The following is a 14815-nucleotide window of genomic DNA, read 5'->3' on the forward strand; positions in this document are numbered from 1 at the left end:
GTGTGGTTTACTTCTTTCATATTTTGCTTTTGCCATTGTAATTTTCCTCCCTTATGACATTAATTAAAAGAATCTTTTCGTAAATATTATAACTGATACAAATTTTAATATCTACTTTTATTATTCAAGTTTTTTACTATTTATATAAATTACTTAAATTTTAACATTATAAGCAATCATATAAATAGTAATCAACTTTATCTTTAGATATTATTTAGCTCTGCTACCAGCAATTTGTTCTTGAATATTCTTTGGAACTTCTTCATAATGGTCGAATACCATTGAGTAAACTCCTCTACCTTGTGTTCTAGATCTTAATGAAGTAGCATATCCAAACATTTCTGATAATGGTACAAACGCTCTTATAACTTGAGCTCCATTAACAGCTTCCATACCTTCCATTCTACCTCTTCTAGAGTTAATGTCTCCGATAACATCTCCCATATATTCTTCTGGAACTGTTACTTCAACCTTCATCATAGGTTCAAGAAGTACTGGATTTGCCTTTGCCATAGCATTTTTAAACGCCATAGACCCAGCAATTTTAAATGCCATTTCAGACGAGTCAACTTCATGGTATGAACCGTGTACCAATTTAACTTTGAAATTAATAACGTTATAACCAGCAATAATACCATTTAAAGCTGCTTCTTGAATACCATTGTCTATAGCTGGAATATATTCCTTTGGAATAGCTCCTCCTACTACAGCATTTTCAAACACGTAATCTCCTTCAGTTGGTTCCATTTCAATTACAGCATGACCGTATTGTCCTTTACCACCTGATTGTTTAGCATATTTAGCTTCTGCTTTAACAGCATTTCTAATTGTTTCTTTGTAAGCAACTTGTGGAGCACCAACGTTACATTCAACTTTAAATTCTCTTGTAAGTCTATCAACGATGATTTCTAAGTGAAGTTCTCCCATACCTGCAATAATTGTTTGACCTGTTTCTGTATCAGTCCAAGTTTTGAAAGTAGGATCTTCTTCTGCTAATTTAGCTAACGCTAATCCCATCTTTTCTTGAGCTGCTTTTGTTTTAGGTTCAATAGCAACATTGATAACTGGTTCTGGGAATTCCATTGATTCAAGTATAATCGGATTATTTTCAGCACATAAAGTATCACCAGTAGTAGTGTTCTTTAGTCCGATTACTGCTCCAAGTTCTCCTGCCTCTAATGATTCAACTTCTTGTCTTGAATTTGAGTGCATCTTAACAAGTCTACCAATTCTTTCTTTCTTACCTTTTGTAGAGTTAAGAACGTAAGAACCACTTTCCATTACTCCTGAGTAGATTCTTGTGAATGCTAACTTACCAACAAATGGGTCAGTAGCAATCTTGAATGCTAATGCAGATAATGGTTGAGAATCTGAAGCTTCTCTATGATCTTCTTCACCTTCTAATGTTGTTCCTTTTACAGCTGGAATGTCTAATGGTGATGGTAAATAAGCAACAACACCATCTATCATTTGTTGAACACCCTTATTTTTGTATGAAGAACCACAAATACATGGATAAATTTCATTAGCTATTGTAGCTTTTCTTAATGCTTTAACTAATTCTTCTTCAGTGATTTCTTCACCTTCTAAGTATTTTTCCATTAATTCTTCATCAGTTTCAGCTATAGATTCTATCATTACTGCTCTATATTCTTCAGCTTGATCAGCATATTCTGCTGGTATAGCTTCTTCTCTCATATCTTTTCCAAGATCATCGTAATACATGATAGCTACATTTCTTATAAGGTCTATCATACCCTTAAAGTTTTCTTCGCTACCAACTGGGATTTGAATTGGAACTGCATTAGCTTTTAATCTATCTTTAACTGTTTGAACACATCTAAAGAAATCTGCACCTGTTGCATCCATTTTATTTACATAGATCATTCTAGGTACACCATACTTGTCTGCCTGTCTCCATACTGTTTCAGTTTGTGGTTCAACCCCACTCTTTGCATCAAGAACTGTAACAGCTCCGTCAAGTACTCTTAATGATCTTTCAACTTCAACTGTGAAGTCTACGTGCCCTGGAGTATCAATGATGTTAAGTTCGTGATCTTTCCAGAAACATGTTGTTGCTGCTGAAGTAATTGTTATACCTCTTTCTTGTTCTTGAACCATCCAGTCCATTGTAGCAGCCCCATCATGAACTTCTCCTATTTTGTGACTAACTCCTGTATAGAATAATATACGTTCTGTAGTCGTTGTTTTACCTGCATCTATATGAGCCATTATACCGAAATTACGGAATTTCTCTAAAGGATATTTTCTAGCCATTTATTTGTCCTCCTCTCAACGAGTAAATATAATTTAATTTGACAAAACTGCCTTAGCATAAGCCAAAACAGTTTTGAGTATATATTAGTATCTGTAATGAGCGAATGCTTTATTAGCTTCTGCCATTTTGTGAGTATCTTCTCTCTTCTTAACAGCTGCTCCTGTGTTGTTAGAAGCATCTAGTAATTCACCAGCTACTCTTTCACACATTAACTTTTCGCCTCTTTTTCTTGCTGCTATTAACATCCATCTAATTCCTAAAGTCTGTCTTCTTTCAGGTCTAACTTCTATTGGAACTTGATAAGTAGCACCACCTATTCTTCTAGCTTTAACTTCTAGTAATGGCATTACGTTGTTCATAGCTTCTTCAAATACTTCTAAAGCTTCTTTTCCACTTCTTTTTGCGATTAATTCAAATGCATCATAGCATATTTTTTGGGCAACACCCTTCTTACCATCTTCCATGATACTATTTATAAATTTAGTAACAACTTTTGAATTGTATACTGGATCTGGTAATACATCTCTTTTTGCAATATGTCCTTTTCTTGGCACTTTTCTTCCCTCCTTAACATTTTAAATTTAAGTTCATCGGTACTCGGTATTCATAATACCGCAAAGTGCTACATCTCTTACATCTATATATAAACTTAAGTTAAATCTATAATTTCTGCTGAAGATAAGCACTACTTCTTAGTTAAAAGTCCTATTTTTGTTTAGGTCTCTTAGCACCGTACTTTGATCTTCCTTGAAGTCTGTTAGCTACACCAGCGCAATCTAATGCACCTCTTACGATATGGTATCTAACACCAGGAAGGTCCTTAACTCTTCCACCTCTTATAAGAACAACACTATGTTCTTGTAAGTTGTGACCTACTCCACCAATGTATGCAGTTACTTCAAATCCGTTTGTTAATCTAACTCTGGCAATTTTTCTTAACGCTGAGTTAGGTTTCTTAGGAGTTGTTGTTTTAACTACTGTACATACACCTCTTTTTTGAGGACACTCTTTAAGTGCTGGAGCAGTTGATTTAACTACTGCTGATTTTCTGCCTTTTCTTACTAATTGGCTAATAGTTGGCATTTTTTCACCTCCTGAAATTTATTTATCTATTTTTAAATTAAGATAAACGCGAAATTATTAGAATATAAAACCTTCATTCTAATGAAAGTATTATTATATTCTCTATCATTAAAATTAATTATGCATATTAAATCAACAAATTAAATTATAATCAGTCAAATTAATATTACAAAACAATATTATTGACATAAATTTGTGTGATTTCACATTGTAAATCACACAAATTGTATTTTATCATTATATTTTACACATGTCAATATAATTAATTTCTATTCTTCAATTGTTTCTTCAACTATTTCTTCTTGAACTACTTTTAATTCTCTATATCTCATCATCCCAGTACCAGCTGGAATTAACTTACCAATAATAACATTTTCCTTTAATCCAACTAGAGGATCAACCTTTCCTTTAATTGCTGCTTCAGTTAAAACTCTTGTTGTTTCTTGGAATGAGGCTGCTGATAAGAAACTATCAGTTGCTAATGCAGCTTTAGTTATACCTAGTAAAGTTTGTTCACCTTGTGCTTCTTCTCCACCAAATTCTCTAACCCTTGCATTTTCTTCATTAAAGTCAAACATGTCAATAAGCGTACCTGGTAGTAAATCTGTATCTCCTGATTCTAGAACTTTTATCTTTCTAGTCATTTGTCTAACAACTACTTCTAGATGCTTATCATTGATATCAACACCCTGTAATCTATAAACCTTTTGAACTTCTGAAAGCAGATATCTTCTAGCTCCATCAATACCTTTTATACTCATTATATCATGAGGATTTACTGAACCTTCTGTAATTTCATCTCCAGCTTCAATAAAATCTCCTTCGCTGACTCTAAGTCTTGAACCAAATGGTATATCGTAACTACGTTCTTCACCATCTGACCCCATAACTATTACTACTCTCTTCTTCTTTGTATCTTCAACTTTAACAGTACCATTAATTTCACTTACAATTGCAAGTCCTTTAGGTTTTCTAGCTTCAAATAATTCTTCAACTCTAGGTAACCCTTGAGTAATATCCGCACCCGCAACTCCTCCTGTATGGAATGTTCTCATTGTAAGCTGTGTTCCTGGCTCCCCGATTGATTGAGCTGCGATAATTCCAACCGCTTCTCCAATATCAATCTTCTTAGCCGTAGCCATGTTCATACCATAACATCTAGAACATACACCAACTTTACAGTTACAAGTAAATACAGATCTAATTTTAACTTTTTTGATCCCAGCTGAAACTATTTTATCTGCTACATCTGGATCCATATATTCATTTCTTGAAGTAATAACATCTCCAGTTTTAGGATCTATAATATCTTCAGCAGTATATCTACCAATTAATCTTTCTCTTAATTCTTCGATAACTTCATTACCTTCTTTTATTTCACTTACAAAGATACCGTCATCTGCACCACAATCTTCTTCTCTTACTATAACGTCTTGCGATACGTCAACTAATCTTCTTGTTAAGTATCCTGAATCGGCTGTCTTTAAGGCAGTATCGGCATTACCTTTTCTAGCTCCATGTGTAGATGAGAAGTATTCTAATACGTCTAATCCTTCTTTAAATGATGCTCTAATCGGTAATTCGATGATCTTACCAGACGGACTTGCCATAAGTCCTCTCATACCCGCTAATTGCTTGATTTGGGACTTAGATCCTCTGGCTCCAGAATCCGCCATCATGTATATAGGATTGAATTTATCAAGACTATCCATCAACGCATTGGCAACATCTTCAGTTGTTTGAGTCCATTTTTCAATAACTCTTTCATATCTTTCATCATCAGATATGAAACCTCTTTTATACATCTTTTCAATCTTTTCAATAGTTTCATCAGCTTCTTTAAGTAAAACATACTTAGCATCTGGTACCACTATATCTGATGTTGCAACCGTAACAGCTCCTATAGATGAATAATGATAACCTAATGCTTTAATATTATCAAGCATTACAGATGTTTTTACTGGACCATGTTTCATATAGCATTGATCTATTATTGTTCCTAATGTTTTTTTAGTAGCTAAGACATCAAATTCTAAATTGAATTTTTCTTCTTCATTTTCTCTATTAACCAATCCTAAATCTTGAGGAATTGATTCATTAAACAATATCTTTCCGACAGTAGTAGTAATAACTTTGGATTGCATTACACCGTTAAATTCTCTAAACATTCTAACATTTATTCTAGCATGTATATCAATTTCTTTAACTTCATATGCCATTATAGCTTCATCTTTACTACTAAATGTCATTCCTTCGCCCTTAGCACCATCTTTATCTATTGTTAAATAATAAGATCCAAGAATCATGTCCTGAGTTGGAACACAAACCGGTTTACCATCTGATGGTTTTAAGATATTTGTTGCTGCTAACATCAAGAATCTAGCTTCAGCTTGAGCTTCCACTGATAATGGAAGATGGACAGCCATTTGGTCCCCATCAAAGTCAGCATTGTATGCTGTACATGCTAACGGATGAAGTTTTATTGCTCTACCTTCTACCAATACTGGTTGGAAAGCTTGAATACCAAGTCTATGAAGTGTAGGCGCACGGTTAAGTAACACTGGATGATCTGCAATTACTTCTTCTAATACATCCCATACTTGAGGTTGAACTCTTTCTACCATTCTCTTAGCACTCTTTATATTATGGGCCACTCCATCTTGAACTAATTTCTTCATTACAAATGGCTTAAATAATTCAATAGCCATTTCCTTTGGAAGACCACATTGATACATTTTTAATTCTGGTCCAACAACGATAACTGATCTACCAGAATAGTCAACTCTCTTTCCAAGTAAGTTTTGTCTAAATCTACCTTGCTTACCTTTTAACATATCTGAAAGAGATTTTAAAGGTCTATTTCCTGGTCCAGTTACAGGTCTTCCCCTTCTACCATTATCAATAAGTGCATCAACTGCTTCTTGAAGCATTCTCTTTTCATTTCTTACAATTATATCCGGTGCACCTAAATCTAACAACTTTTTCAATCTGTTATTTCTATTAATAACTCTTCTATATAAATCATTTAAATCTGATGTTGCAAATCTACCACCATCTAATTGCACCATAGGTCTTAAATCAGGTGGAATTACTGGTATTACATTAATAACCATCCAATCAGGTTTATTTCCTGATTTTCTAAATGATTCAATAACTTCAAGTCTTCTTATAATTCTAACTTTCTTTTGCCCTGTACTTTGTTTAAGTTCTTCTTTTAATTCTTTTGAACTATTTTCTAAATCAATTTCACCAAGAAGTTCTTGAATTGCTTCCGCACCCATTCCTGCAACGAAGCTTTCATCACCATATTTATCTACAGCTTCTCTATATTCTTTTTCATTAAGAAGTTGCTTCTTTAATAATGGAGTTTCTTTTGGATCAATTACTATATAAGATGCAAAATATAAAACTTTTTCTAAAGCTCTTGGAGACATATCTAATATCAATCCCATTCTTGATGGAATTCCTTTGAAGTACCAAATGTGTGATACTGGGGCTGCTAATTCTATATGCCCCATTCTTTCTCTTCTCACCTTAGCCTTTGTGACTTCAACTCCACATCTATCACAAACTATACCTTTATATCTTACTCTTTTATACTTCCCACAATGACATTCCCAGTCTTTCATAGGCCCAAAAATTCTTTCGCAGAATAGACCATCTCTTTCTGGCTTTAGTGTTCTGTAGTTAATTGTTTCAGGCTTTTTAACTTCTCCTCTTGACCATTGTCTTATTTGTTCCGGAGACGCCAAACCAATTTGTATTGCCTCAAAATTATTTAATTCAAACAAGGGTAAATCCTCCCTTCAAAATTAGTGTTCATCATTAAAATCATCTAGTTCTAAATCACTTTCAAGTTCATCTATGTCAACATTTTCGTCATAATCAATATCATCTAAATCTTCTTCCTTGTTTTGATCATAACTATCGTCAATTACTTCTGGTTCTTGAAGAACCATATCTTCATTTCCTTCTATATTAACTTCCAAATTTGCTAAATCTTCATCAACTATTTCTTTTAAAGCTACTTCTTCATGTTCATCATTCAACACTTTAATATCTAAACATAAAGCTTGAAGTTCTTTAATAAGAACCTTAAATGATTCTGGAACTCCTGGTTCTGGTATATTTTCACCTTTAACTATAGCTTCATATGTCTTAACTCTACCTACAACGTCATCTGATTTAACTGTTAATATTTCCTGTAATGTGTGCGCTGCACCATATGCTTCTAAAGCCCAAACTTCCATTTCTCCAAATCTTTGACCACCAAATTGAGCTTTACCTCCCAATGGTTGTTGAGTAACAAGTGAATAAGGTCCTGTAGATCTAGCATGAATCTTATCATCTACTAAATGGTGAAGCTTTAATATATACATTATTCCAACAGTTACTGGATTATCAAATGGTTCTCCAGTTCTACCATCATATAATATAGTTTTAGCATCTTCTCTGAATCCTGCTTTTAACATACATTCTGTAATTTCAGATTGAGTTGCTCCATCAAATACTGGTGTAGATATATGCCATCCCAAGTGACTAGCAGCCCAGCCTAAATGAACTTCAAGTACTTGCCCGATATTCATACGAGAAGGTACCCCTAATGGATTTAAGCATATTTGAAGTGGTCTACCATCTGGTAAAAACGGCATATCTTCTTCCGGTAATATTCTAGAGATAACCCCCTTATTACCATGACGTCCTGCCATTTTATCTCCAACAGAAATCTTTCTTTTTTGTGCAATATAACATCTTACAAGTTCATTTACTCCTGGATTTAATTCATCTCCATTTTCCCTTGTAAATACTTTTATATCAACTATTATTCCAGCTTCTCCATGAGGAACTCTTAATGAAGTATCTCTTACTTCCCTTGCTTTCTCACCAAAGATTGCTCTTAATAATCTTTCTTCTGCTGTAAGTTCAGTTTCTCCTTTTGGTGTTACTTTACCAACTAATATATCTCCCGATCTTACTTCAGCACCTATTCTTATAATACCTCTATCGTCAACATCCTTAAGTGCATCATCACTTACATTTGGTATATCTCTTGTTATTTCTTCTGGGCCAAGCTTAGTATCTCTAGCTTCACATTCATACTCTTCTATATGCATAGATGTGAATACATCTTCTTTAACTAATTCTTCAGAAATTAACATGGCATCTTCATAGTTATAACCTTCCCAAGTTATGAATCCCATTCTGATATTTTTACCTAATGCAATTTCTCCCAAATCTGTAGATGGACCATCCGCAATTACTTGGTTCTTAAATACTATTTCACCAATATCCACTATTGGTCTTTGATTTATACAAGTTCCAGAGTTACTTCTCTTAAACTTTAATAATTTATATACATCTGTTCCACCATCTGAATCTCTCTTGATTCTAATTTCGCTACCTGATACATAAGTAACAACCCCTGCATTCTTAGCTTTTGGTAATACTCCTGAATCTACAGCTGCTTTATATTCTATTCCTGTTCCAACAATTGGAGCTTGTGGATTCAATAATGGTACTGCTTGACGTTGCATGTTTGATCCCATCAGCGCTCTTGTAGCATCGTCATTATCAAGGAACGGAATCATTGCAGTCGCAACTGATACCATTTGTCTTGCAGAAACGTCGATCAAATCAACTTCTGTCGCTGGAACAACTAATATATCCTCTAAATGTCTTACTGTTACTTTCTTATCAATAAAATGCCCTTGTTCATCCATAGGCACTTTAGCTTGAGCTATTAAGAATTGGTCTTCCTCATCTGCAGTGAAATATCTTATTTCATCCGTAGCTCTTGCTTCTTCTTTATTTACAATTCTATATGGAGTTTCAATGAATCCATATTCATTAACTTTTGCAAATGTTGCTAAAGAGTTTATAAGACCTATATTCGGACCTTCAGGCGTTTCAATTGGACACATTCTACCATAATGAGAATGGTGAACGTCTCTAACTTCAAACCCAGCTCTTTCTCTTGAAAGACCTCCTGGTCCTAATGCTGATAATCTTCTCTTATGAGTTAATTCTGATAATGGATTTGTTTGATCCATGAATTGTGATAATTGAGAACTACCAAAGAATTCTTTAATCGCCGCTGCAACTGGTCTTATGTTAATTAGCATTTGAGGCGTTATAGCTTCTTGGTCTTGAATAGTCATTCTTTCCTTAACTACTCTTTCCATTCTTGATAAACCAATTCTGAATTGATTTTGTAACAATTCTCCTACTGATCTTAATCTTCTATTTCCTAAATGGTCTATATCATCAACATAACCAATACCATAAGCTAATCCTAATTCATAACTAATAGTTGCAAATATATCATCTCTTATTATATGTTTAGGAATAAGTCTGCTGATATTCTTCTTTATTTCGTCCCTAATACTTGCTTCATCTGAATAATTATCTAATATTTCTCTTAGTGTAGGATAATGGACTAATTCTTTTATTCCTAAGTCTGAAACATCAAATGAAACTTGCTTCTTTAAGTCAACAAAATGATTACTAATTACTCTAATAACTTTATCATCAACTAACACATCAACTGATTTTATTCCAGCATTTTGGATTTCTTCAGCCATTAATCTGCTTATTTTGTTGCCTTTTTCTATCATTATTTCACCAGTTTGTGGATTAATAATATCAGTAGCCGCTATTTGATTAGCAATTCTTAAATTTAAAGTCAACTTTTTATTAAACTTATATCTTCCAACTCTAGATAAATCATATCTCTTGGCATCAAAGAATAAAGTATCAATTAAAGATATAGCACTATCTACTGTTGGTGGTTCACCTGGTCTTAATCTCTTATATATTTCAAGTAGCGCCTCTTCTTTAGTCTTTGTATTATCTTTTTCTATTGAAGCTCTAAATCTTTCTTCTTCACCAAAGAAATCTAGTAATTCTTGATCACTTCCCAATCCCATAGCTCTCGCTAATATTGAAATTGATAATTTTCTAGTTTTGTCAATTCTCACATAAATTACGTCATTAGAATCTGTTTCATATTCTAGCCATGCACCTCTATTAGGTATTACAGTTGATGAATACAACTTTTTACCACTCTTGTCTATAGAGTAGTTATAATATACACCTGGTGATCTAACTAATTGGCTAACTATAACTCTCTCAGCACCGTTAATTACAAAGGTACCTTGTTCTGTCATTAATGGGAAATCTCCCATAAATACTTCTTGTTCTTTAATTTCACCTGTTTCATTATTTTGTAATCTAATTGAAACTTTTAATGGTGCTGCATAAGTTGCATCTCTTTCCTTACATTCTTCGACAGAATACTTGATGTTTTCCATATCAAGTTTATAGTCTACGAATTCAAGTACTAAATTCCCTGTGAAGTTTGTTATAGGATTTATATCCTCAAAAACTTCATGAAGGCCTTCTCTTAAAAACCATTCATAAGAATCTAATTGTACTTCAATTAAATTAGGCATTTCAGTAACATCATTAATTTTACCAAAACTCATTCTTGTTCTTTTTCCAATTTGGACAGGATGTACCATGAATTTTCACCCCTTGTATAAAATAAACTAAAATAGCCAAAAGCGTACTTTCCCTAAGGACTTTTGCTTTCGGACAACTTCTTTTTTATAGTATAACCATTTTTCACCAGATTATACTGTTTTTTTCCACCGTGATTATATAATAATCCATAGTGAATAATACATTATATTAATATATCATATGACATTTTTGTTGTCAAGGATATAAATGTTATTTTCATTATATTTTGACTGATATTATTTTTAGATATAAAGCTATATAAAATACCTATTTTCCAACAAGCATTTTATATAGCTTTATAAATAAGGTTTAAAAAAGGTGCTTTAAAGCACCCTTTCTTTTAAATAAATTATTTAACTTCTACAGTAGCTCCAACTTCAGCTAATTTAGCTTTGATGTCTTCAGCTTCTTCTTTAGCAACGCCTTCTTTTAATGTCTTAGGAGCTCCATCAACTATTTCTTTAGCTTCTTTTAATCCTAATCCAGTTAATTCTCTAACTACTTTGATAACTTTAATCTTGTTATCTCCAGCACTTGCTAATACTACATCAAATTCTGTTTTTTCTTCAGCAGCAGCAGCTCCAGCTACAGCTCCACCAGCTACAACAGCAGCAGCAGCACTTACTCCAAATTCTTCTTCACAAGCCTTTACTAATTCGTTTAAATCTAAAACGCTCATTTCTTTTATTGCTTGAATTATATCTTCTCTTGTCATTTTAATAGCACCTCCGAAATTTTTTCTTCTAATTTTTTATTTTTTTATTGATTATTCTGCAGTTTCCTTGCTATCAGCAATAGCACTTAAAACACGTGCAAAGCTTGATATTGGAGACTTGATACTTCCAAGAAGTTTTGCAATAAGAACTTCTTTTGATGGTATTGTTGCTAATTGCTTAATCTTAGCTTCATCATAGATTTCTCCATCTACAATACCAGCTTTTAATTCTAAAACTTTATGGTCTTTAGCAAAATCATTTAATATTCTTGCACCTAATGTAACATCTTCATAACTAAATGCAATAGCTACAGGTCCTTCTAAGTATTCACATATACCTTCTAAACCTAATTCTTTAGCTGCTAAAGTAACTAAAGTATTTTTATATACTTTATATTCTACTCCAGCTTCTCTTAAATTTTTTCTAAGAATAGTATCTTCTTCAACACTTAAACCTTGATACTTGCTAAGAACAACAGCTTTTGATTTTTCTAATTTTTCCTTAATTTCAGCTACTTTAGCCTCTTTAAGTTGTCTGTTTTTATTCATTACTGTAGTCCACCTCCTCACAGTTTATAACTGCTTCTTTTATTAAAAAAGACCTTCCGCAGACAAGGAAGGTCAATAATATCATCTATTATATACACCCTCGGCAGGTAGATTAACTTTACGCTTTCGCACCTACTGTCTACGGAAAAAATATTTTCTTTTTCACAACATTAAGTATTATACTACTTAATTTAAACTAAGTCAATATTAATCTAAAGCTTTTGTTGGATTAATTTTTGCACTTGGTCCCATTGTACTTGAAACTGATACAGATTTTAAGTATTGTCCTTTAGCTGCAGCTGGTTTAGCCTTTACTAAAGCATCCATTAACGCATGGAAGTTTTCTTTTAACTTTTCAACTCCGAAAGATTTCTTTCCTATTGGACAGTGAACGATAGCTGTTTTGTCTACTCTATATTCAACTTTACCAGCTTTAATATCTTCAATAGCCTTAGCAACATCAAATGTTACAGTTCCTGATTTTGGATTTGGCATTAAACCTTTAGGTCCTAACACTCTACCGATTCTACCTACAACACCCATCATATCTGGAGTTGCAACTACTACATCATACTCGAACCAATTTTCAGTTTGGATCTTTTGAACTAATTCATCAGCTCCTACGAAATCAGCTCCAGCTTGTTGTGCTTCTGTAGCTTTATCTCCTTTAGCAAACACAAGTACTCTAACTGTTTTTCCTGTTCCATTTGGAAGAACAACAGCACCTCTTACTTGTTGATCTGCATGTCTTGGATCTACTCCAAGTCTTACGTGTAATTCAACAGTTTCATCAAAGTTTGCCTTTGCAGTCTTTAATGTAAGATCTAACGCTTCTACTGGATTGTATAATGCACTTTTGTCTATAAGCTTTGCACTTTCAATATATTTCTTTCCCATAATTTGCCTCCTCTGTGGTTATAACGGTTTTGACCTCCCACTTATTTTTACGAATTACTCTTCAATAGTTACGCCCATACTTCTAGCTGTTCCTGCGATCATTCTCATAGCAGATTCAACATTTGCAGCATTTAAGTCTGGCATTTTTGTTTCAGCAATTTTTCTTAGTTGATCTTGAGTTAACTTACCAACTTTTGTTCTATTAGGTACTCCAGAACCACTTTCTAATCCTATTTCTTTCTTAATTAGAACTGCTGCTGGAGGAGTCTTTAATATAAAACTAAAAGATCTATCTTGGTATACTGTAATTACTACTGGTATTATATATCCAGCTTGATTAGCAGTTTTTGCATTGAACTCCTTACAGAATCCCATTATGTTTACACCATGTTGACCTAAAGCTGGACCTACAGGTGGAGCTGGTGTCGCCTTACCTGCTTGAAGTTGAAGTTTGATCATTCCAGTTACTTTCTTAGCCATTTTTGTTATTCCTCCTATTACTGTGGTATATACGAACTTTCAGTTCTCCCACTTAATTAAAATTAGTTTATTAAACTAATTTTTCAACTTGATTAAAGTCTAATTCGGCAAGAGTTTCTCTGCCAAACATATCTACTAAAGCTTTTATTTTGCGCTTATCTAGAACTATTTCCTGTATTATAGCCACAGATTCTCTCAATGGCCCAGATATAATTCTAATGCTTTCACCAATTTCTAAATCAATGTCAACAGGCATTTCCATTACTCCCATTGCTTCCACTTCTTCATCAGAAAGAGGAACTGGTTTAGAACCCGGTCCAACAAAACCTGTTACACCTCTTGTATTTCTTACAACATACCAAGCTTCATCATTCATAAGCATTTTTATAAGTACATATCCAGGAAATTTTTTCTTTAATGAGACTTTTTGTTTTCCGTCTTTTTCTTCAACCACTTCTTCCATAGGTACTTGTATATCATGGATTAGTGCTTCAAGATTTCTATTTTCAATTGCTTTTTCTAAGTTTGCTTTTACTTTGTTTTCATATCCAGAATATGTATGAACTACATACCATCTTGCTCTATCACTCATACTCATCAGGTGATCTTAATCACCCTAACCTCCTTTTTACTTCATATTTAAAATTATTTTAAAGAGGTTGCTGAAAATAGAATCTAATCCTCCAACTAATATAGTATACATTAGTGTGAATACTATAACTGCAACAAATGCTTTTTTCGTCTCATCTTTTGAAGGCCAAGTTATTTTCTTAACCTCCGCTTTAACCTCTCTGAAAAAACCAATCACGCCATTATTTTTAGCAGCTTTCTCAGTTTTTGCATTATTTTTTGCTGACATATCTTCACATCCTTATTTTTAATAACCATATGTCATTACCGGGTTAATTACTTAGTTTCTCTATGAAGAGTGTGCTTCTTACAGAATTTACAATACTTTTTCATTTCTAATCTATCTGGATCATTTTTTTTGTTCTTCATTGAATCATAATTTCTTTGTTTACACTCTGTGCATGCTAAAGTTATCTTTGTTCTCATTACTGCACCTCCAGTTTTTTATATATATTTAAACAAGAAACATAATCTCTTGTTCACTTCTAGTTTATCACTTGCTTAAAATGTCACTTTTATACAATATCATAGAATATTTAAGTTGTCAATCACTCTTTAAATAAGACTAAGTTATACAACTTAGTCCTATCCATATAAATAATTAATCTCTTATTTTTCTATGCTAGTAACAACTCCAGAACCTACAGTTCTTCCACCTTCTC

Annotated in this window: 12 protein-coding genes and 1 other annotated feature; all 12 genes read right to left on the minus strand. The window is 33.1% G+C overall.

Features of this window, described 5'->3' with window-relative positions:
- Window positions 1–210: 210 nt before the first annotated feature.
- Window positions 211–2277, minus strand: a complete 2067-nt coding sequence (gene fusA / locus GXK56_RS26715) for an elongation factor G (protein ID WP_160693224.1) — start codon at window positions 2275–2277, stop codon at window positions 211–213.
- An 84-nt stretch (window positions 2278–2361) separates the two neighbouring features.
- Complete coding sequence (gene rpsG, locus GXK56_RS26720) at window positions 2362–2832, minus strand: 30S ribosomal protein S7 (protein WP_160693226.1); 471 nt, start codon at window positions 2830–2832, stop codon at window positions 2362–2364.
- Window positions 2833–2983: 151 nt separating this feature from the next.
- Window positions 2984–3361 (minus strand): 30S ribosomal protein S12, encoded by a 378-nt coding sequence (gene rpsL, locus GXK56_RS26725; protein WP_077846158.1) that lies wholly within the window; start codon window positions 3359–3361, stop codon window positions 2984–2986.
- 269 nt (window positions 3362–3630) lie between these two features.
- Window positions 3631–7152, minus strand: a complete 3522-nt coding sequence (gene rpoC / locus GXK56_RS26730; protein WP_160693228.1) for a DNA-directed RNA polymerase subunit beta' — start codon at window positions 7150–7152, stop codon at window positions 3631–3633.
- Between the two features lie 21 nt (window positions 7153–7173).
- Entirely contained in the window at window positions 7174–10881 is a 3708-nt protein-coding gene (gene rpoB, locus GXK56_RS26735; RefSeq protein ID WP_160693230.1) for a DNA-directed RNA polymerase subunit beta, read from the minus strand.
- A gap of 350 nt (window positions 10882–11231) precedes the next feature.
- Complete coding sequence (gene rplL, locus GXK56_RS26740) at window positions 11232–11597, minus strand: 50S ribosomal protein L7/L12 (protein WP_160693232.1); 366 nt, start codon at window positions 11595–11597, stop codon at window positions 11232–11234.
- Window positions 11598–11648: 51 nt separating this feature from the next.
- A complete protein-coding gene (gene rplJ, locus GXK56_RS26745) occupies window positions 11649–12146 on the minus strand; it encodes a 50S ribosomal protein L10 (RefSeq protein ID WP_160693234.1) in 498 nt (165 codons plus the stop codon).
- A 35-nt stretch (window positions 12147–12181) separates the two neighbouring features.
- Window positions 12182–12309 (minus strand) — a sequence feature (ribosomal protein L10 leader region).
- A 44-nt stretch (window positions 12310–12353) separates the two neighbouring features.
- The gene (gene rplA, locus GXK56_RS26750) at window positions 12354–13043 is read right to left on the minus strand and encodes a 50S ribosomal protein L1 (RefSeq protein WP_160693236.1); all 690 of its coding nucleotides are present in this window, start codon (window positions 13041–13043) and stop codon (window positions 12354–12356) included.
- A 54-nt stretch (window positions 13044–13097) separates the two neighbouring features.
- Window positions 13098–13523, minus strand: coding sequence for a 50S ribosomal protein L11 (gene rplK / locus GXK56_RS26755; RefSeq protein WP_077846152.1), 426 nt, complete (start codon window positions 13521–13523; stop codon window positions 13098–13100).
- A 70-nt stretch (window positions 13524–13593) separates the two neighbouring features.
- Window positions 13594–14115, minus strand: coding sequence for a transcription termination/antitermination protein NusG (gene nusG / locus GXK56_RS26760; RefSeq protein ID WP_160693238.1), 522 nt, complete (start codon window positions 14113–14115; stop codon window positions 13594–13596).
- A 36-nt stretch (window positions 14116–14151) separates the two neighbouring features.
- Window positions 14152–14382, minus strand: coding sequence for a preprotein translocase subunit SecE (gene secE, locus GXK56_RS26765; RefSeq protein ID WP_160693240.1), 231 nt, complete (start codon window positions 14380–14382; stop codon window positions 14152–14154).
- 47 nt (window positions 14383–14429) lie between these two features.
- Entirely contained in the window at window positions 14430–14579 is a 150-nt protein-coding gene (rpmG, locus tag GXK56_RS26770; protein ID WP_015390327.1) for a 50S ribosomal protein L33, read from the minus strand.
- Window positions 14580–14815 lie beyond the last annotated feature (236 nt).

Origin of the sequence: Clostridium sp. C2-6-12, from assembly GCF_009928485.1 — a bacterium.
Taxonomy (GTDB): domain Bacteria; phylum Bacillota; class Clostridia; order Clostridiales; family Clostridiaceae; genus Clostridium.